The organism is Kaistella sp. CFF1-2, from assembly GCF_059509915.1.
Genome location: NZ_JCAKLF010000004.1, coordinates 111,906 through 133,115 on the forward strand (window position 1 = coordinate 111,906; position 21,210 = coordinate 133,115).

At 36.1% G+C, this 21,210-nt stretch carries 18 protein-coding genes and 3 tRNA genes; 3 read left to right on the forward strand and 18 right to left on the reverse strand.

The window, feature by feature from the left end; all coding sequences use genetic code 11:
• Nucleotides 1-70 precede the first annotated feature (70 nt).
• From AC5XHR_RS11705 to AC5XHR_RS11760, 12 genes are all read right to left on the reverse strand, one after another.
• Nucleotides 71-1,084 (reverse strand): nucleoid-associated protein, encoded by a 1,014-nt coding sequence (locus AC5XHR_RS11705; RefSeq protein ID WP_495950979.1) that lies wholly within the window; start codon nt 1,082-1,084, stop codon nt 71-73.
• 102 nt (nt 1,085-1,186) lie between these two features.
• The gene (locus AC5XHR_RS11710; protein ID WP_495950980.1) at nt 1,187-2,743 is read right to left on the reverse strand and encodes a sodium:solute symporter; all 1,557 of its coding nucleotides are present in this window, start codon (nt 2,741-2,743) and stop codon (nt 1,187-1,189) included.
• Between the two features lie 81 nt (nt 2,744-2,824).
• A complete protein-coding gene (locus tag AC5XHR_RS11715; protein ID WP_495950981.1) occupies nt 2,825-3,403 on the reverse strand; it encodes a TMEM175 family protein in 579 nt (192 codons plus the stop codon).
• 55 nt (nt 3,404-3,458) lie between these two features.
• Nucleotides 3,459-4,859, reverse strand: a complete 1,401-nt coding sequence (locus AC5XHR_RS11720; protein WP_495950982.1) for an MFS transporter — start codon at nt 4,857-4,859, stop codon at nt 3,459-3,461.
• A 9-nt stretch (nt 4,860-4,868) separates the two neighbouring features.
• Entirely contained in the window at nt 4,869-5,900 is a 1,032-nt protein-coding gene (locus tag AC5XHR_RS11725; protein ID WP_495950983.1) for an NAD(P)/FAD-dependent oxidoreductase, read from the reverse strand.
• 55 nt (nt 5,901-5,955) lie between these two features.
• Nucleotides 5,956-6,891 (reverse strand): type IX secretion system ring subunit PorN/GldN, encoded by a 936-nt coding sequence (porN, locus tag AC5XHR_RS11730; RefSeq protein WP_495950984.1) that lies wholly within the window; start codon nt 6,889-6,891, stop codon nt 5,956-5,958.
• Between the two features lie 42 nt (nt 6,892-6,933).
• Nucleotides 6,934-8,502: a type IX secretion system motor protein PorM/GldM gene (gene porM, locus AC5XHR_RS11735; RefSeq protein ID WP_495950985.1), complete on the reverse strand. Its 1,569-nt coding sequence runs from the start codon at nt 8,500-8,502 to the stop codon at nt 6,934-6,936.
• Nucleotides 8,503-8,545: 43 nt separating this feature from the next.
• Entirely contained in the window at nt 8,546-9,235 is a 690-nt protein-coding gene (gene porL / locus AC5XHR_RS11740; RefSeq protein ID WP_495950986.1) for a type IX secretion system motor protein PorL/GldL, read from the reverse strand.
• Nucleotides 9,236-9,264: 29 nt separating this feature from the next.
• Complete coding sequence (porK, locus tag AC5XHR_RS11745) at nt 9,265-10,656, reverse strand: T9SS ring complex lipoprotein PorK/GldK (RefSeq protein WP_495950987.1); 1,392 nt, start codon at nt 10,654-10,656, stop codon at nt 9,265-9,267.
• Between the two features lie 105 nt (nt 10,657-10,761).
• Nucleotides 10,762-12,615 carry a glutamine--fructose-6-phosphate transaminase (isomerizing) gene (gene glmS, locus AC5XHR_RS11750; RefSeq protein WP_495950988.1) on the reverse strand — a complete coding sequence of 618 codons (1,854 nt, stop codon included), beginning with the start codon at nt 12,613-12,615 and terminating at the stop codon, nt 10,762-10,764.
• Between the two features lie 30 nt (nt 12,616-12,645).
• A complete protein-coding gene (locus AC5XHR_RS11755; RefSeq protein ID WP_495950989.1) occupies nt 12,646-14,196 on the reverse strand; it encodes a DUF4270 domain-containing protein in 1,551 nt (516 codons plus the stop codon).
• A 14-nt stretch (nt 14,197-14,210) separates the two neighbouring features.
• Complete coding sequence (locus tag AC5XHR_RS11760) at nt 14,211-14,981, reverse strand: glycogen/starch synthase (RefSeq protein ID WP_495950990.1); 771 nt, start codon at nt 14,979-14,981, stop codon at nt 14,211-14,213.
• A gap of 151 nt (nt 14,982-15,132) precedes the next feature.
• Between AC5XHR_RS11760 and panC the strand changes: the two genes are divergently transcribed.
• On the forward strand, nt 15,133-15,981 hold the full coding sequence (panC, locus tag AC5XHR_RS11765; RefSeq protein WP_495950991.1) for a pantoate--beta-alanine ligase: 849 nt from the start codon (nt 15,133-15,135) through the stop codon (nt 15,979-15,981).
• 86 nt (nt 15,982-16,067) lie between these two features.
• Here panC and AC5XHR_RS11770 read toward each other — a convergent pair.
• The 3 genes from AC5XHR_RS11770 to AC5XHR_RS11780 all read right to left on the reverse strand — a co-directional run bounded on the left by AC5XHR_RS11770 (nt 16,068) and on the right by AC5XHR_RS11780 (nt 16,358).
• Nucleotides 16,068-16,140, reverse strand: a tRNA-Lys gene (locus tag AC5XHR_RS11770).
• Between the two features lie 25 nt (nt 16,141-16,165).
• Nucleotides 16,166-16,248, reverse strand: a tRNA-Leu gene (locus tag AC5XHR_RS11775).
• 37 nt (nt 16,249-16,285) lie between these two features.
• Nucleotides 16,286-16,358: transfer RNA gene (locus AC5XHR_RS11780), tRNA-Lys, on the reverse strand.
• 102 nt (nt 16,359-16,460) lie between these two features.
• Here AC5XHR_RS11780 and AC5XHR_RS11785 point away from each other — a divergent pair.
• Complete coding sequence (locus AC5XHR_RS11785; protein ID WP_495950992.1) at nt 16,461-16,988, forward strand: shikimate kinase; 528 nt, start codon at nt 16,461-16,463, stop codon at nt 16,986-16,988.
• On the opposite strand, the gene AC5XHR_RS11790 is transcribed toward AC5XHR_RS11785, so the two are convergent.
• A complete protein-coding gene (locus AC5XHR_RS11790; protein ID WP_495950993.1) occupies nt 16,954-17,394 on the reverse strand; it encodes an RNA-binding S4 domain-containing protein in 441 nt (146 codons plus the stop codon). The two genes, AC5XHR_RS11785 and AC5XHR_RS11790, sit on opposite strands and share 35 nt — an antisense overlap.
• Before the next feature lie 40 nt (nt 17,395-17,434).
• Here AC5XHR_RS11790 and AC5XHR_RS11795 point away from each other — a divergent pair, with 40 nt between their 5' ends.
• Entirely contained in the window at nt 17,435-18,178 is a 744-nt protein-coding gene (locus tag AC5XHR_RS11795; protein WP_495950994.1) for a hypothetical protein, read from the forward strand.
• Between the two features lie 72 nt (nt 18,179-18,250).
• Here AC5XHR_RS11795 and AC5XHR_RS11800 read toward each other — a convergent pair whose 3' ends face one another.
• Both AC5XHR_RS11800 and mtaB read right to left on the reverse strand, forming a co-directional pair.
• Nucleotides 18,251-19,759: an FMN-binding glutamate synthase family protein gene (locus AC5XHR_RS11800; RefSeq protein ID WP_495950995.1), complete on the reverse strand. Its 1,509-nt coding sequence runs from the start codon at nt 19,757-19,759 to the stop codon at nt 18,251-18,253.
• 75 nt (nt 19,760-19,834) lie between these two features.
• Nucleotides 19,835-21,172, reverse strand: a complete 1,338-nt coding sequence (gene mtaB / locus AC5XHR_RS11805; protein ID WP_495950996.1) for a tRNA (N(6)-L-threonylcarbamoyladenosine(37)-C(2))-methylthiotransferase MtaB — start codon at nt 21,170-21,172, stop codon at nt 19,835-19,837.
• Nucleotides 21,173-21,210 lie beyond the last annotated feature (38 nt).

Below are 21,210 nucleotides of genomic sequence, written 5' to 3' on the forward strand. Positions count from 1 at the left end.
TGTAAACTAGGGCAATTTTTTCCGCTAGAAAATCAGCTAAGCCAAATGATATTTATCAATTCTGAAAAAATTATTTTTCGTCTTCGTAATACAAACGGTAGTACTTCCCTTTATCATCCTCGCCTTGTTCAATCATTTTACGATCTCCATGAATGTAAATATGGAAATTTTTATCTAGTTTGATGATGCTTTTGAAACCTCTACTTTGCTTCTTTACCGCCGATTCATTAATTGGAAATTCCTCTGCAATATTCACTTGCATATCTTGCTCATAATCCGTTTTGAAGTTCACAAAACTCTCAATAACATTAGCATCTTCAAGAACCGTATTAGTGAAATCTTCAAATTCGAATTGTTCTTTTTCCTTGAAAAATTCGATGGATTTATTTAAAAAATCGGCTTGATCTGCTTTTGAAACCTCAAATTCCTGCGGAAGTTGTTTGGTGATAAATTCTTTATACACCGAAAGCGTTTCTTGCGTTTGAAAATAATCGTTCTCACGTTGTTTTACCTTCAAAAAATCTTCAAACCAATAATACATATCGCCATTTTTATTATTATCAATGGCAGATACAACGTATCCTTCTTCCTTATCATTATTGTAAATTAAGGCTGCTTTATCGATTTTTGCTAGTCCAATTCCGAAATCTTTTTCAATCTCGAAACTCGCCCCTTCTGGAAATATTTTCAAGAAAGGTTCTCTTTTTTCCGTTTTGAAAATTCCAATTTTATCGATTTTTTGACCTTCGGCTTGTTCGCCTTCAAAATAAACGATAAACAATTCGCCATTCTGAACACGAGGATTTTCCGTGATGTCGTACAAATGTTTTGCAATGGTTTCCGATTCCCAAAGAAACTTTTCCGGATCTTCAAAAATCTCCGAAACAGCTCCATAAACCACATTATTTGCTAAGTATGTATCGCTGTAAAACTGAAATTGCTCTTCCGATTTGAAAGATTTCAAAAAATAATCTTCCAAAAGTTCTTTCATATCCTCACTTAAATTCAGCTGTTCTTGAGCCAAAAGCAATGATTCTTGATTGATTTTATTTCCTACCCGATGGGCTATAATTTTTGTAAACATATCCAAATTCTTTTGAGAAGTGCAAATATAATCCTTCGTCAACGGGTCGCCAAAATATTTTAAAATAGGGACAAAAAAAATCCTCACGAGGAGGATTTTCATTTATTTTTTACGAATCATCCAAAGGCCAATAAATGTGAGTAAACCATTTAGAATAATCAACTCAACTCCAATTCTATAATCCGTATAGGTTGTTGTAAGATAGTTGATGATGTATGTAAGGATCGGCGCCAAAATCGTTACCGCAAGAATTCCATACTTTTTATTAATCTGGAATTTGGTTAAAATTCCAAAGGCAAATAATCCCAAAAGCGGTCCGTACGTATATCCCGCCACTTCCATGATGAGATAAACAATCGATTTATCATTAATCGCTTTGAAAATCATAATAAGAATGAAAAAAACGACCGTGAACACCAAATGAACTTTCATTCGGGTTGCTTTTTTCTGCTTTTCAGTGCTTTTTTCGTCTTCGTTGATATTCAACAAATCCACACAATACGAACTTGTCACCGCTGTTAAAGCTCCATCAGCAGACGGGAACAATGCGGAAATCAAACCAATAATAAAAATCACAGAAATAGCCAGTGGGAAATAACCCTGTAGAGAAAGCGCTGGGAACAAATCATCACCCATGATGTTTTGAATTTGCCCAGAAGCATCTTTAAATCCAAAAACATTAGTAATAACTTCTTTGCCATCAACCATATTGGAAATTTGTCCGTATCCTGCACCATTTTGGATGGCATACAAATACAATAAACCACCCAAGAAAAGAAAAGCCAAATTTACAATAAGCAACGTTCCAGCGAACGTAAGCATGTTCTTTTTGGAGTTTTTCAAGTTATCAACGGAGATGTTTTTTTGCATCATTTCTTGGTCTAAACCAGTCATCGCAATCGTAATAAACATTCCTCCTAAAATCGTTTTCAAGAAGAAGGTTTTCGAGTTGACATCCGTGTTGATTAAGTGCGTATAATCTCGTTCCTGCAGTACCGAATATGCCTGAGAAAAAGAAAAATCCAATTGGGTTAAAATAAAAACAATACACGCAACCAAACTGATAATCATAAAGGAAGTTTGCAATGTATCGGTAATAACAATTGTTTTTACACCACCTTCAAACGTATAGAGTAAAATCATCAACAACAAGACAAAAGCCGTTAACCAGAACGGAATTCCTAATTGTTTCAATAAGAAAATCTGAAGAATATTCACCACCAAATACAATCTCGCGGTTGCTCCAATAGCACGTGAAATGATAAAGAAAATGGAACCAATTTTATGAGCTTCAACATTAAATCGTTTTCCTAAATAGGTGTAAATCGACGTTAAATTCATTCGATAATACAAAGGCAGAAGAACTCCCGCAACAATGAAATATCCAATGAAAAATCCGATGACCATCATGTAGTATTCGAATCCACCAAACGGATAATCGCCGCTCGTCATTTTCCCAACGGTACCTGGAACTGAAATGAACGTAACGCCACTTAAACTCGTCCCAATCATCCCGAAAGCAACAAGCCACCATTTACTTTTTTTGTTACCAATAAAAAAGGATTGATTATCCGAATTTCGGCTGGTAAAATACGAAATGACCAAAAGGCCGATAAAATAAATAAAAACAAAAAGTAATAGGACTGTTCCTGAATTCATGGGTAAAATTAAATTTGAACAAATATAGTTTTTCTAGATTTGAAACCAACAAAATGGGTGATTAATTGACATTGACTGAACTTAATTTTCTTTAAGTTCTTTCTCGATACGTAAATCGGGAACAAGCCACATAATCGCAACGACATAATAAATCCCAACGCTTATATACGGATAGAAAAAGGAAACTACAATTCCCAAAAGATACAAAACTGTAGAAATTTTCTCCTTCCAACGGGATTTTACGGCTTGTGCTAATTTAGAATCACGTCCTTCCGCATGAATCACTGCCGACTCTAAAAAATGGTACGCAATAGCGCACATCATCAAAATAAAGCCATAAACAGCTACTGGATTCGAAGCAAAAACCGTTTCACCAATCCAATTCGTTGCCACAGGAAGTAGCGAAAGCCAAAATAAAAGATTCAGATTTCCCCACAGAACTTTCCCATTCACTTTAGACGTTACCTGAAACAAGTGATGGTGGTTATTCCAGTAAATCCCCACATAAATAAAACTAAAAATATAGGACAAAAATTTGGGTAAAAGTGGACGTAAACTTTCAAATGAACTTCCTTCGGGAATATTCACTTGCAAAACCATAATGGTGATAATAATAGCTAAAACGCCATCACTAAACGCTTCTAATCGATTCGTAGTCATCGGAATAAAACTTTTGTCAATATTACGAAATCCGCATTTTATTTTAACCAAAAATTTACGCTTGGGAACGCATATTTTGTCCATCCGAAACATGAAGTCTTCGAAAAACCAAACCTGAAAAAAGTGTCATCACGCCCATAACCAAGAATGTATAACGAAACGATTCGTGAACATGCTCTTTTCCTACAAACCCAGAATGTTGAAAGAAATTAAGGATTACCAAACCAAATGCAATCCCGAAACCAATCGCTAATTGCTGGTTTACCGAGATTAATGAGTTGCCACTACTCTCCTGAAATTGTCTTAAATCGGCAATGGAAATGGTATTCATAGAGGTGAATTGAATGGAATTGAAAAAGCCCATCAAGCCCAAAATAGGAATAAACCAATAAATCGATGTGTGAATATTCGGAATGGCTAAAAGACAAATTAAAAATCCAATAATCATGGTATTCACCATTAAGGTTTTTCGGTAGCCAAATTTGTTCAAAATTTTAATAACATAGGATTTCCCGAACATGGCTGTTAAGGCCATCGGTGCAACAATCCAGCCCGAAATCACCGCGGATTCTTTGTACGCCAATTGAATCATCAATGGTAATAATAACGGTATAGCACTAATTCCAAGTCGCGTGGCTAAGTTTCCTAGAATCCCAACTCGAAACGTTCGCACTTGAAATAAATTCAGTGGAAAAATCGGTTTGTCGGATTTTTTGGCGTGAACAAAATAATAATACAACAACAAAAAACCCAATATCAAAATGATTAAAACAGGTGTTGTTCCTTTTCCCGCACCCAATAATTCTAAGGAAATGGACAGCAATAAAGAAGCTGATGCGAAAATTAAAAAGCCTTTCAGATCAAAATTTACTTTGTCGGATTTATAATTCGGCATGTATTTCAAACTCAGGACAATTCCTAAAACCCCAATCGGAATATTAATTAGAAAAATCCAATGCCACGATAGATAATCAACCATGTAACCACCAACTAATGGACCGAGAACCGGACCAATAAGAGCAGGAACGATGGCGTAGTTCATCGCTTTGACGATTTCGTTCTTGTTAAAGGACTTTATAAGCGCCAATTTTCCAACGGGCGTCATCATACTCCCACCAATTCCCTGAACGACGCGAGCTACGACTAATTGAGTAAGATTTACAGACATCGCACAAAGAATAGAACCGACACTAAAAAAGATCAACGAAATAATAAAGATTTTTTTGGTCCCAAATTTATCTGCTAAAGAACCAGAAACAGGCATAAAAATAGCCAAGGTTAAAACGTAACTGATAATCGCATTCTGCATCCGCAAAGGTGATTCACCAAGATCACGAGCAATGGATGGCAAAGAGGTATTTAGGATTGTAGAATCCAACATCTGCATAAAAATAGAAGTTGCCAGAATAATTGGCAACATTTTCTTTATCGATGCTAGATCATTTGTGTTTTCCATCAATCAAATTTAGGAAAATCTCTTGATATCAACCTCTTCGGGTAATTGCGAATTCGTTTCGATATAATCAAATAATATTTCAGAATATACAGCTCCATTAAGCAAACCACGAGTTCCCAAACCATTAAAAACAAACATATCATTTTCCGTAGGATGACTTCCCAAAATCGGTTTTCTATCTTTAACAGTTGGTCTAAACCCGTATGGAATTTCAGTTATCGAGTACGAATTAGAGATCATTTCTTCTAATCCTGTAATTAATTGCTCTTTAGCTTTTGCATCAATTTGGGATGTTTCATTGTCGCGATCGTATGTTCCGCCGTAATAATATTCATTTTCGTTTAATGGAAAAAGGAAGAACTTTTTCTTCACAGTTTTAGAAAGTGAATATTCATCTATTTTTACTGTTAAATGATGACCTTTATTGACAACGATGGGAATCGTTTTAAAATACGGATTGTTTTTAACGCCAATTCCTTCCGCGAAAATTATTTTTGAATACGAATGGTCTCCATAAATTTTATCCTCCGTATTCAGCTTAGAATAATCGAATTGTTCTTCAATAAGAGAATTGATGTTTTTCAAATACGATTGCATCAACGAAAAGAATAAAGGAACATTAACTCGAAACGAATGCTTTACTTTTCCAGCACCAAAGGGATTTTCAACGCCCGTGAAACTAGAAAATTCGGTATCAAGAAAAGGAATTAAATCTTCATTTCCAGCCTTTTTCAACCAAGTTTCTTTCTCTTTATCATCATGAAAAATACGGTAAACAGGCTGATTGACTCTAGAATTTTGCTTTAGATAAATTTCCATTTCATCTAAAACTTTAGTTAAGCTTGTAATTTGTTCCAAAGCTCCGCTAAATGTTGTAAACTTCTTTAAAACAACCGGATTTACAATTCCAGCCGATATTTTTGATGCACCTTGCTGCCCATCCGAAAAAACAACAAATGATTTGTTATTTTTTAGTAATTGATGCGCAAAAAACATCGATGCAAATCCATCCCCAACGATAATATAGTCTACCTTTTTCATAACAAAAAAACCTGAGCAAAAATACTCAGGTTTTCTATGACTATAAAATTATTTCTTAATAATTCCACATATCGTTTTCCATTTGCAGAATTTGATCTTTAATACGATCACTTTCTTCCAATTGTTGCTCGGCATCGCCAGGAATATAATCGGAGATTGTTCCGCTTCCTAAACCTGTCCCCGACTTGTAAATAATCGAAGAAAAACGTCTTGCATTCAAAATATCATCAAACGTGATATCCGAAGAAAGGTTTCTGTTATTGAAAACTACGGCGTTAGATAGTACTTCTCTTGCATTTGGATAATATACCCAGAATAAATCGATGTACATATCATTAGACTCAATTGGCATTCCATCAGGACCAACTTGTCCCATCATCGATGGATCTTTACCCATTGCTGCAATACCTAACAAACGATACTTCATTTGAGCATCACGCTTGTCAATGTACCACATTCCTTTGATTTTAATCAACTTAACATTTTCAGATTTCACTTCATGAATATCAGTGTATTCTTTAACTTGAGCATCAGACAAAGGTTTTCCTTGCTCGTTGATTTTCTCAACACCTGCATCAGATAAACTTTCGTAACGAACTCTATTCGGAATATCTTCTGGAGCTAACCTTGTTTCGAACATTTCGTCATCATAAACCTCCGTAATCTTCCCTGCAATAATTGCATCGTATAATACTTGGAAAAGAGATTTGTTTTGGCTTACAATTCCGTCACTGTTTTTATAAATAGGTTGGTTGATTTTATCGTTCAAATCAATAATTTCCCAAACGACCATACTTTTACCTACGTCTTTCTCGTCGATATAGCCGTATTGAAGAGGTTCTACCTTGTTAGAAACAACAGAGTCACCTACTTTTATTTGATTTTCTTCTCTTAGCTTACGGAATTCTTCAGGAGATTTTGAGTTCAAAATCGTCTGAGAAAATGCAAATCCCGATGCTAAAACCAAACCACAACTGATTAACTTTTTCATTGTATGAGATCTAATAATCTTTAATCTAAATTATAACGTACCTTATTGTACATTTATTATCACCGCAGGAATCTTTTTCAAACCTTGATTTCCGATTCCGTTTGCTGAAGCGTTAATGTTATACACATAACAAACATCTCCAGATCTTAGGTTTTTCGTCATTGCAGCTACACCTGCCATGCTACTTCCGTTAATTGTCATTGCTGCTCTTCCCGGAACTTTAAACATGAAACTGTTTACACTGAAACTTACTGGCCAATCGAAATCAGGCATCGCAACCGATACATTCTGATTTGGGATCGATGATGCTGGCATACTTACGATAGATTCTCCACGAATTTGTCCAACTGGCGTTGGCAACCCTTTAATTCTGAAGGTAAATGCTTTCGTAATATTTTCCCCTTTCGGACCTTTTCCAGAAATAGTTAACGTTGTAGATGTTCCTGCTCCTGGAGTAACATTCCACGTTCCATTACCTGTTTTAGAAACCGAGGCTCCTGATGCAGAAAGCGTCGTTCTACTGTTGTCAGCTCCTAGGATTGATCCTGAAATTGGGTTAGCCAAACCACGATATAATACTTGCATTTTGTCTGCAGAAAGTAAAGCTCCACTTTGGAACGCCACAGTCTCAGCACCTGCAATTACACGGTATGTATGGTTGAAAGGTAATGAAATAGTTTTACCATTAGCATCTGTAAATGAAACTTCTCCTCTGAAAGGAATATTTTCACCAATACTTCCAGTAGCTAATGCTTTAATACCTTGTCCATTTTCTACACGATCAACACCAGAAATATTTAAGTTTGGTAATGAACTAGAATAGTTTCCGATACTTACTTTAGCCATTGCTGGTTGCCCTTGAAGTATTACATCTGGAGCAGATACAATCGCCTCAAATGCATTGAACTTGATATCTGCATCCACTTTTTCTTGAAGTAAATTCGCCAAAACGTCTGACTCGATGTTACGAGCTTCCGCTTGAAGAACTTCAACATTTGCTAAAGCGGCTACTAAAGGTTGGTTGTAGAATTTCGCTACTAACCAATTCTTTTTTCCTTTTGCATTTTCTGTAACTAGAGATTTTTTTGCTCTAGCAACTACTTGCTTCATTCTTGGATCTGCGCTGAAATTGGTTTCAATAAACGTACGCAATCCATTAACTTTTGTAACAATATCTTGTGCAGGCTTCGATGGTTTTGTTTCATCAGCATTACTGAAGAAAAAATGCGTAGATGCATCTGTATTATTCAGCGCGTTGAAATTAAAATCATCAGATTCCTTTCCTGCTCCACTTAGATCAGCAAACTTGGACATTTCTCCTTTCGCACCATCAAGACTTGCAACCAAATTATCTACCTGCTCTTTTAAAGAAAGGTATTGTCTGTTTGCTCCATCAAATGTCTCGGGAGAGTTTTTTGCCTTTTGAGCAAGTGTTTGTTCAAAAATTACGTTCTTATCTTGAGTTAACAATCGTGTTTCCTCCAAAGAACCTCTTGTATCATTATACGAACGTATAATTTCTTGATCAATCTGCATCGCCAACATCGCAATGAAAACGAGGTACATCAGATTGATCATCTTCTGACGTGGAGTCTCTTTTCCTGTAGCCATTTAAAACTTTTTTATCGAATTAATATTTAGGGTACACGGATTCTTAAGACTTCATCGCATTTAGCATACCTCCATAAACTCTGTTTAAGTTGTTTAAGTTGGAAGTAAGACCTTGTAACTCATCGTTAAATTTCGCAGATTGTTCAGCAGATTTTTGAAGATCAGCAACATATTTAGTTTGGAAATCAGAAGCTGTTTTACCATTTTCTAATTGTAAAGCATAAAGTGCATTCATACTTTCCATATGAACCGCAGCTTTGTTTAACTGATCGTTGTATTTGTGCGTAGATGCAGAAACGTCAACGGTTTGATTGATTTGGTCAACAGAAGTTGAAAATTTATCAATTCCTGAACGCAATCTTTCAAATAATGAAACGTCCAATTTAGCATCTGATAACATTTGGTCTAATTTAGAAGACAAAGATGTTTCTAGTTCTTTCACTTCCGCAACTTGTAATGCTCCAGAAGAATGTCTTGGGTTTGGTGATGCATCTTTATCCAAAAGTTCTGGATATACGTTTTCCCATGCATAACTTTCCTCCGATCTTGGCGGGTTGAAGGCATACAATGTAAAGATAAATGCTTCTGTAATAAGACCAGCACCTAGTACCCAGTTTGGATTGATAAGTCCGCCAAAAGTAGTATGAGTCATCTTAAAGAATGCACCCAAAATTACGATCGCAGCACCAATGGAATAAACAAAATTGAGTTTTGCTTCTTTAGTTTTAAACATGTTTTTTGAATTTTTTGATTATTTAATTTCTATTTGGTTTTTCTCTTGATTTTTGCCGTTCCTTCTGGAATATCTTGTACCGTACGGAAACCGATGTAGCTTCTTGCAGAATCTTTACGTTCCCAATCTCTCGCACCCGTCATTAACATATACCCAACATCTTTCCATGAACCACCACGAACTGATTTTTTCACTTCTCTATACGCTTGGTTAGATAAATTCGGGTTCAACGTTGAAGAAAACTGATATGTTGAATTGTTATAAGGAGACTCTGTCCATTCAGCAACGTTACCAGCCATATCATACAATCCGAAATCGTTTTTCGCATCTTTGAATGACTTCACTGGAGCTGTATAGGTGTATGTTCCTTTCTTTTTATCCTCGATATAATCACCTCTTTTCGGTTTAAAGTTCGCCAAATAGCATCCTCTATCATCCATCAAATAAGGACCTCCCCAAGGATACGTCGGATTTTCTCTTCCTCCTTTAGCAGCATATTCCCATTCAGCCTCCGTTGGTAAACGGAATGCCATTGCTTTTTGCTTTTTATTTTTTAACTGAGAGTTATAATCACTTTTGAATTTCGTTTTGAAACTACAAAACGCTCTTGCTTGATCCCAAGTAACACCAACTACTGGGTAGTTTTTATAAGCAGAATGCCAGAAATACCCATCATACAACGGCTCGTTATATGCATAGTTGAAATCTTTAATCCACACTGTTGTATCTGGATAAACCGCAATACTTTCTTTTTTAAGATAGTTTGCTCCTCTAGAATTATCCTTTACAGCAGATTCTACGTCCTCCCACTGATAAGCGAATTTAATTTTAGACCAATCAATAATACGTTCATTGTTGATTCTCTTATCTGCTGGTAAATACATAGATTCAAGAATTTCAGCATATTCTACATCAGGATATTGATTTGTATTCCAATGCAAAGGAGCCGAATAATCTAATTTTTTAGACGCATCATACCCATCTCTTCCTCCTTGCGAATCCAAGAAATCTTGATAAGCAGAAGCATTACCCGCTTTTTTTGCTAAATACGAGTATGGCGAACCATCAGCCACCTTTTCAGCTAAAAGAGTTCTTGCAATAGAGTCTCTAACATAGTTGATGAAAAATCTATACTCCGCATTGGTTGTTTCGGTTTCATCCATAAAAAATGAAGAAACGGTTACAGTTTTTAGCGGTGCTTTCTCAGGTGTATCGGTGAAGTCTTGATCTGCAAGACCCATAATAAAAGAACCTCCAGGGATGGCAACCATTCCGTACGGTCTTTCGGCAACAAAAGATTTGGATTTTTCTTGTGGGATAATCTCACCTTTTGTTTTGGGTTTTCCAGTGGTTCCTCCTCCACCTCCTCCACACGATGCAACTACGGTAGCTGCTGCAAGAATTGGCAATATTTTTTTCATGCTTAGTCTAAAAATTAGGCGGTAAATATATAATTTTTTTTGAAATCTTTAACATTTCTTAGCAAACGCAAAAAAAATCAAATTATTTTATTTTAACAAAAAAAATTATTCTACAGTTACAGATTTTGCTAGATTTCTTGGTTGATCTACATTTGCTCCTCTATAAACTGCAATATAATACGACAACAATTGTAAAGGAATAGCTGCGACGATAGGCGAGAAACACTCTGACGTTTCAGGCATCTCAATCACATAATCAGCCATAGAAGCTACTTGCTCATCTCCTTTATTAACAACTGCGATTACTTTTCCTTTTCTTGCTTTAATCTCTTGAACGTTGCTTACAATCTTATCGTAATGCCCTTTCTTAGGTGCAATGATCACGATAGGCATATTCTCATCAATTAAAGCGATTGGTCCGTGCTTCATTTCTGCAGCTGGATATCCTTCTGCATGGATGTACGAAATTTCTTTCAATTTCAATGCACCTTCTAATGCAGATGGGAAGTTATATCCTCTACCCAAATACAAGAAATTTGTCGCATCAACGAAATGTTTCGCTATTTCTTTACTTAGTTCATGTGTAGAATTAAGAACTTCTTCTACTTTTTTCGGAATGTTATCTAATTCGGTAATCAATCTCATGAATTCGCCATTACTTAGATTTCCGTTGTGTTTTCCAAGTTTCAGAGCGATTAGAGATAAAATTGTTAGCTGAGCTGTAAATGCTTTTGTAGAAGCAACACCAATTTCAGGCCCAGCGTGTGTATACGAACCAGCATCCGTAACTCTTGCAATTGAAGAATCAACCACATTACAAATTCCGTAAACGAAAGCTCCTTTTTCTTTAGCTAATTTAATAGCAGCCATGGTATCAGCCGTTTCTCCAGATTGAGAAATAGCAATGACAAAATCGGTAGGTTTAATGATTGGGTTACGGTATCTGAATTCAGAAGCATACTCTACTTCAACAGGAATTCTTGCGAACTCCTCAATTAAATACTCACCGATCAATCCTGCATGCCAAGATGTTCCACAAGCAATGATTAGGATTCTTTCTGCTTTATTAATTCTTTCTAAGTGATCCCAAATACCAGCCATTTTAATGATTCCTTCATCTAGTAATAGACGACCTCTCATTGTATCGTGAATTGATTTTGGTTGTTCGAAAATTTCTTTTAACATGAAATGCTCGTAACCTCCCTTTTCAATTTGCTCTAAACTTAATTTAAGTTCTTGAACTTCCGGAGTAATAGCTTCATTATCTTCTATAGAAGTAATTTGAACTCCATTTTCCAAAGAAATAACCGCCATATGACCTTCCTCCAAGTAAATTGCTTTTTGAGTAAATTCAACAAAAGGCGATGCATCCGACGCAATGAAATATTCTTTATCTCCCAAACCAATTGCTAATGGCGAACCTAAACGTCCAACCACCAATTGACCAGGGAAATCATCATGCATAACTGTGATTGCATATGCTCCATAAACTTCATTCAAAGAAGAACGAACTGCTTCTGGAAAAGACAAACTTGGATTCGTATCCATGAAATACTGAATCAAATTCACCAAAACTTCGGTATCTGTTTCCGAATGGAAAACAAAACCTTTTTCGGTTAGCATTGTTTTAATGGTATCGTAGTTTTCGATAATACCATTATGTACCAATGCAATTTTACCATTGTTTGATAAATGTGGATGTGAATTTCGATCACTTGGAACCCCGTGAGTTGCCCAACGTGTATGTCCCATACCCACATGCGCAGTTCCTTTTAAATCTGAAGAAATAGAAACCAAATCTTCAACTTTTCCTTTCGTTTTAGCTACGGAAAAAGCAGTTTGATCTTTATCTAAAACAATCCCAGCACTATCGTAACCACGATATTCTAGTCTTCTAAGTCCATTAATAACGATTTCATAAGCATCTTGAAACCCCGTATATCCAACAATACCACACATAGTATATTATTTTTTTTCTAAATTATGTTTTTATTTTTTGGTATAAGTTACCAAAAGTTGAGCTCTTTTTGCATTTCCAGCATCGGTACCTACCAATACTACTCTATTTGGTGTGTAGATTCTACTATCTACATTTGCTCCGTAAAAAGAAGAGGTTTGAGAATTTACTAGGAAAGTTCCCACTTTCATGACAAATGGTTTTGTCGTTTCTTCTTTTTCCACCATATCTTTTACTGTTTGCGTAATTGAAACATCATAATATGCTGGGTTTTTATCCAAATCAAATGCTTTAACCAATTGGAAAGATCCTAAAGATCCGAAAACCTTCATATCAGTAAGGAAATCATATACATTTTTTTCTTTAAATTCTATTGCTGTAAATGCTTTTGGTTTTTCTAAAGAATTATTCCAAACCGATTGATCTGTATAAAATCTCATTTTTGCCGAAAGAATTCCGACCTTATCATTTTTATACAATTCTTTTAATTGAGCAATCGCAGATTCTGGAATTTTTGCACCGAAGTTTGGTCCCCCCATACCTTGCGCGTACAATTTAGCATCTCCTGTAATCTCATTAGATCCAGCTAACACAGATTGAATAGCAGCACCGTTTCTATCAAAAGAAATTTGACTAAAACTTGGGTTGGAGTTCCCTAAATTAAATGTAAATGTCGCAGCGGTTGGTTTTGCTGTCCCATCCGTCGTAACATCATGCTTGTAATACATCGTAATATCGGTAGAACCAGGAATATTCATTTTCATTAAATAACCATCGTTTTCTTGAACTGAAATACGAAGTCCTTTGAAATAACGAATAAAGTTTGACAAGTTGCTTAAATCCGAAGATTTCGCTTTATCAATAATTTTCGTTTTGAAAAAATCTTTATCTAAATTAATTCGAATTCCTGCTGGTCTAGAAAGCAAAGAAGCATTATCCGCATCTTTAGTTACTTCTACTGAAGTTACATTCCCATTAAAGGCATACGAACCAATCTCAGAACCTAATCCAACAGCTTTATTAGAATAAATAGTATCATTAACAGAACCTAAGAAGTCGGTAACTTCATGAACTTTAATGGTAAGTGGCGAAGTTTTCGCTTTTCCGTATTTGTAAACTGGAAAGGTTTTAACAACCTTTTTTGCTGCAATATTATCAACCGGCCACGTATAATCATCTAACGTTGTTGTTTTAATAGAATCTTCCTTTGCATAATACTTTGGACGAATCGTCATGACAACTGAGTCAATTTTTGCATTGGTACCGAAATCCGGATCATACGAAGACATTCGTATTTGCGAAACGAAAGCCGATTTTTGCAATCCAAATTGAGGCTCCGAAAAAGCACCGATAACCACGGTATCTTTTCTTGCAGAACCGTCTATTCGTCCGTCTGCTTTTATCGTATCAAAATTTGGAATATTATATGCAATTAAATCATAGGCTACTTTGGTTCCTTGCGCAGTATCATCTTCAAAAAACTGAGATCCCAAACCATCAGGATCCGATTCGCAACTCCAAAAGAAAAAGCTTCCAGCAACTAACAATATTGTCTTGAAAGCTTTAGTTGTTTGTTTTGTCATCAATTTATGTTCTATTAATAAACTTTTTCTACAGAATCAGGTTCAACGAAATCTACTTTTTCAGTAGTCGCTTTTTCGTAAGCAGCATCCAAATCTCCTTCTAAAAACTCATCACCTTTCACAATGGTGTCCACGCAATTCATACTTTCAATAACGAAGTTCTGAACTTTAGGATCGTCTACAGCGCTCACATCGGTAATATTATCAAACGCAAGTATGTCTTTAATATTATTACTGAATGATGCTTCCTGCTCATTGTAAAGCGACATCACCAACTTGGTATTGTTGAAGTAGTAGTCGTTTTTGTAAAATTTCTTTAAGTATAAAGGGATAAATGAGGTCATCCATCCGTTGAAGTGAATCACATCTGGTACCCAGTTGAGCTTTTTGATGGTCTCTATAACTCCTCTCGCAAAGAAGATAGCACGCTCGTCATTATCATCGTAGAATTTCCCGTCCTCGTCTTCGTAGTACGATTTTCTTTTGAAATACTCTTCGTTGTCAATGAAATAAACTTGCAACCTTTCTCCAGGCAAAGAAGCTACTTTAATGATTAAAGGTTGATCGAGATCGTTGATGATAATGTTCATCCCAGAGAGACGAATTACTTCGTGAAGCTGGAATTTACGCTCGCTGATCAATCCAAATCTTGGCATAAACACTCGCACATCGTGACCTTCTCTGTGCATTTTCAACGCCATTTTGTTCACCATCATAGACATATTAGTGTCTTCTTGATAAGGGAACATTTCCGTGGTCACATACAATATTTTCTGGTTCGGCATAATATATATAGCTTATCCTGTTTTCAGATATAATTTATGCAAAATTACAAAATTTTAACCGAATTAATCGATGTTAACATTTTTTATGATGTATGAGGCAATAAGACGTCCTTGGATTTCAATTTTCATTACATTTGTGAAAAATAACCCAATGGAAATCTTTAGGACTAAAAAATCGCTTGTAGACTACATCGAGCGTAATCGAGAGATGGGAAAAAAAATTGGCTTTGCCCCTACTATGGGCGCTTTGCACGAAGGACACCTTTCTCTTTATGAAATTGCAAAAGATGAAAATGATCTTGTCATTGCTTCAATCTTTGTAAACCCAACCCAATTTAACAATCAGGAAGATTTAATTAAATACCCACGAACGGTTGATAAGGATTTGCAACTTTTAGAAAAAACGCATCATGTTGATGGCGTTTACGTTCCGTCGGTAGAGGACATTTACCCAAATGGTACCGAGAGCAAAACCTATGATTTTGGTGGAATTGACAAAGAAATGGAAGGCGCTTTTCGTCCTGGACATTTTGACGGCGTTGGAACCGTTGTTGAAGAATTATTACGACAAGTTAAGCCAAACAACGCCTATTTCGGAGAAAAAGATTTTCAACAATTGGCGATAATCAAAAAATTAGTTGAAATAACAAAGCTTCCCGTCAAAATCCACGGTGTCCCTATTGTTCGAGAAAAAAGTGGCTTAGCATTAAGTTCGCGAAATCAAAGATTAACTGAAAAACAACACGCAGAAGCTAAACTTATTCATGAAACCTTAGTTAAAGTTCAGGATTGGTTCGGGAAAATCTCTCTTGAAGAAATTAAAAATTGTGTTTTTGAAATTTTTGATGACGCTCCAGGATTCCGAATGGAATACTTCATCATTGCTGATGAGAAAACATTGAAAGAAGCCGTAAAAATAGATTCTAAGAAAAAATATCGTGCTTTTATCGTCGTGTATTTAGGAGATGTACGCTTAATAGATAATATCGCTTTGGGGTAAAAAAAAATCAGAAGCTTTCTGAGGAAAGCTTCTGAACACCAAATCACAAAATATTAATATGAAAAAAATTTACTTGCGTAAATTTGTGACCCGGCTGGGATTCGAACCCAGGACCCATACATTAAAAGTGTATTGCTCTACCAGCTGAGCTACCGAGTCGGTTTTTTGTTTTTGCTTGTGTGAGTGCCTGCGACTGGACTCGAACCAGCACATCCATAGGAAACCACCCCCTCAAGATGGCGTGTCTACCAATTTCACCACACAGGCGAGAAAAAATTCAAAATAAAGAACGTTTTTCTAAAAGTGACCCGGCTGGGATTCGAACCCAGGACCCATACATTAAAAGTGTATTGCTCTACCAGCTGAGCTACCGAGTCGGCCACTGTATCACGAGGTTTCCCCCGTTTCAAAAGTGGTGCAAAGATATGTCTTTTTTTTGAATCTCAAAATTTTTTATCACATTTGTGCAAAATAAAATTATGATTATTTCTCTAGCAGGATACATGGGTAGCGGCAAATCTCACATTGCCAAATTATTAAGCGAAAAAATAAATTTTGAACTTATTGACTTAGACAAGGAAATAATTTTGAAAAATAAATCCAGTATCGCAGAAATCTTCGAAAAGAAAGGTGAAATCTACTTTAGAAAGCTAGAAAGAGAAACTTTAGAGGAGATTCTAGCAACACGAGAAAATAGCATTCTAAGCTTGGGTGGTGGAACTCCTGTATATTACAATAACATTGAAGTTATTAACAATCGATCGGAAAGTATTTATTTAAGGGCAAATATTCCCACTTTAGTCCAACGCTTGGCTCCTAACAAGGCAAAACGTCCGTTGATTGCTAAATTAGAAGACGATGCGCTCCCTGAGTTTATTGCAAAACATCTTTTCGAGCGCACGCCGTATTATTCTAAATGCAAATACACTGTTTCAACCGACAACAAAGAGCCAGAAGAAGTGATTGCAGAAATTATTCAGATTCTTGATCTTCCTCAAGCGAAGTAAAGAATGTATCCCAATCTTCTTCGCTAAAGCTGATCATGGCATCATCTTCCATATAATCCGAAATCTCCCGACGGTCTTTCTTCGTTGGGCGACCTTCACCTTTGGCACGGTAATAATTCTGCTGCATTCGTTTCAGCTTGAGGATTTCGTATTGTTCTTTTTCGGTTCTGTCTTCAATAAAATCCGGAACCAACTTCGCCCCTACTCGACTTTTTGGAATATCTTTTACTTTAATTCGAAAATCAATTTGATTCTTCCGAATCTTTATTAAATCTCCAATTTTTACTTCACGAGAACTTTTAACTTGCTGATCTCCAATTGTCACTTTGTTTTTTTTAATCTCATCGGCAGCGATACTTCGTGTTTTATAAACCCGAACACTCCATAAAAATTTATCTATTCTCATATTTTTTGTCTACTTTTGTGCTTCAAAAATACTTAATTTCATGAAAAAAGCATGGATATGCCTACTTACAATCGGTATTGCGTTACATTCTTGTAAGGAAGATGACACTAATGATATTGAAATAATCGAGGAACCTAGCAATATTGCAGATCAAAATGCAAATGACGATAAGGCTATTGCTAAATATTTGGATGATCATTATCTTGATACACAAGGAGTGATTAAAGCATTTAGTAGCACCGATGCAGCTGATGATAATTACACCAAGCTTTCTGCAATGGATAAAACCACTTTGGAAAACGGTGTAGTGATTATTAAAAGAGCTGGTGCACAGCCAGATGCTGCGACAGCAACTACAATTGGAGCTACAGATATCCTACGTTTTATGTCAAAAAGTTCAACATTTCTTTCGAAAGTTGAAAAAGATAATTCGGTAACCTACGCTTCTGAATATAGTTTTAGAAATACGATTGATGGATCTGGAGTTCCAGAAATTGATCCGTATTATTATTATGTGAAGAAAGATGTAATGGAAAAGGCAACAGTTGAAGACGCTAAAAAAAGAAGCTACTACGAAATTGAAGGTTTACAACAAGGTTTGCAAGCTTTCAAAAGCTTTAATATAAGTGATTCCAGCAACTTTAATTTGCAAGGTGTAATCATTGTTCCATCAAGAGCCGCTTACGCGAGAGACACACATTATACCTCAACATTTAGAAACAGAAGTTTTGTATTTAACTTCCAAGTGTATAAATCGACTGCTAGACCAGCGTCACAAGAATAAGAATTTAGAAAAAATCGACATAAAAAAGGTTCCAATAAATTGGAACCTTTTTTAGTATCATTAAGTGAAAAATTAATTCTTCACATTCTTTAAAATATCTGGGAAATATTGATCTGCAAGATGCTCAAACTCGTCTCCACGCATAAATAACGACGCATCAACTTCAGAATAGGAGTTCTTACCAGCGGCACCAATCAACTCATTACACATACGAAGTGTGTTTTTATGGAAATGGTACACACGCTCACTTTTATCCGTCACATCAAGACCTTTAATTAACATCTTATTTTGCGTTGCAACCCCCGCTGGACATTCATTCGTATTACAACGTAATGCTTGAATACATCCTAAAGAGAACATAAATCCTCTTGCATTGTTACACAAGTCAGCTCCCATAGCGATTGCTCTTAGGATATCTAGTGATGTTAATACTTTTCCACTCGCAATCACTCTAATTTTATCACGAACTTGGAAATTTTTCAATGTTCTATTTACAAAAATCAAAGCAGGCTCTAATGGCATACCTACACCATCTGAAAATTCTGGCGGAGCAGCTCCTGTTCCACCTTCAGCCCCATCTACGGTAATAAAATCTGGGAAAATTTTCAGAATATTCATTTGAGCACAGATATCTTCAAACTCCTTCGTATCACCAATACAAATTTTGAAACCAATTGGTTTTCCACCCGACAATTCTCTTAATTGCTGAACAAATTTCAACAAACCAGCTGCGTCAGAAAAAGCAGTATGTGATGGTGGCGAAATAATTGTCATTCCAGGCTGTACGTGTCTAATTGCAGCAATCTCTGGTGTATTTTTCACTCCAGGTAAAACTCCACCATGACCAGGTTTTGCACCTTGAGAAAGTTTAATTTCAACCATCTTCACTGTTGGCAATGCTGAATTTTTTGCAAATAAATCTGGTGAGAATTTCCCTTGATCATCACGACATCCGAAATATCCTGTTCCAACCTGCCAAACTAAATCTCCACCCGCTGAAAGGTGATATGGAGAAATCCCTCCTTCTCCTGTATTGTGATAAAAGTTTCCTTTTTTAGCACCTCTATTTAAAGCCGTTTGTGCACGGTCACTTAATGAACCGAAACTCATAGCTGAAATATTAAACAAAGACGCATTATACGGATGTGTACATTGGTGATTCCCAACCACAACTCTAGGCAATTCTTCTACAGGCGATTTTGCATAAATGGAATGTTTAATTCCTTCATATTTTCTGTGATTTAACTCTAATTGCGTTCCGAACGCTACGGTATCACTAATATTTTTCGATCTACGATACGCTGCAGATCTTTGATTTCTTGGAAAAGGTTTTCCGTCAGTCTCTCTTTCGATAAAATACTGCTGCATTTCCGGAGAAATCATCTCAAAGAAATATCGAAAATACCCTAAAACAGGGAAATTACTAAGAATTGCATGTTTCTTCTGAAACACATTCTGAATACCGATTGCATAAATAATTGTAAAAATAGCTGGAACCCAATAACTCGCATTGGTAAAGTAACCAATAATCCAACTAAGAATGACGATAATCGCGCCAAAAAGCAAAAATTGTTTTCTCATAAAAAAGTATTAACCTTCCTGACCAAAGATAGGAAATTCACATTGAACAAATAAAAGATTTAAAAAATTGTCTAATTAGTTGATGCCTGCAAGAAATGCAGCAAAAGAGGGTGAGACCGAAACTGTCCCATCGGACTCGATTTTTTTAAGTTCGACCCACTCAATTTCATTAACAGAATGGATGTCATACGGTTTTTGAACGCGAACATAGTTCTCTGTAAAACCATACATCATTCCGTTTTTATTTTCATGCTCCCAAAGTACAGGGAATGTTTTCCCCAACTGAGATTCGTAAAATTCGTGTTTTTTCTTTTCGGATAAAATTCGCAACATTTTATTCCGTTTTTTGCGCTCAGCAATAGGTACAATGCCATCCATTTCTGCCGCTTCCGTATTGTCTCTTTCCGAATAGGTGAAGACATGCAAATACGAAATTGGCAAGCTATTCAAATACGAATAGGTTTCTAAAAAACGCTCTTCCGTTTCACCTGGAAAACCAACAATTACATCAACACCAATAGCTGCATCAGGCATTACGTCTTTGATTTTTGCAATACGATTGGAATACAATTGCGTTAAATATCGACGTTTCATTTTCTTCAACAGATCATCAGAACCACTTTGCAATGGAATATGAAAATGCGGAACAAAACTTTCGCTTTTTGACACCAATTCAATCGCCTCATCTTTCAACAAATTCGGTTCAATTGATGAAATTCGAATTCTTTCTATTCCATTAACCGTATTTAACTCTGAAATTAAATCTAAGAATGTATGTTCGTGACGTTTGTTTCCAAATTCACCTTTTCCGTAATCACCTATATTAACACCAGTAAGAACGATTTCTTTAATTCCTTTTTGTGAAATTTCTTTGGCATTTTTCAATACATTAGAAATCGTATCCGAACGAGAAATCCCTCTAGCCAAAGGAATTGTACAATACGTACATTTATAATCGCAACCGTCTTGAACCTTTAAAAAAGCTCTCGTACGATCACCAAATGAATAACTCCCGATAAAAGAATCCGCTTCTTCAATCTCGCACGAGTGGACAATACCTTCATCTGATTTTTGCAAATCTTCAAGATAACGTAACACATTAAACTTTTCCTTCGCACCAAGAACCAAATCAACCCCAGGAATCGATGCAATTTCTTCAGGTTTCAATTGCGCATAGCAACCAACCACAACCACCAAACCATCAGGATTCGCTTTCATCGCGCGTTTCACATGCAACTTACATTCACGATCCGCATTTTCAGTCACCGAACACGTGTTAATCACGTAAACGTTTGCCGATTGATCAAAATCCACACGATCATATCCTGCCGAAGTTAGTTCTCGGGCAATAGTGGATGTTTCCGCAAAGTTTAATTTGCATCCAAGTGTGTGATATGCTGCTTTTTTGGCCATGAATTCCAACAAAATTTGCGATTGCAAAGTTAGCAAAA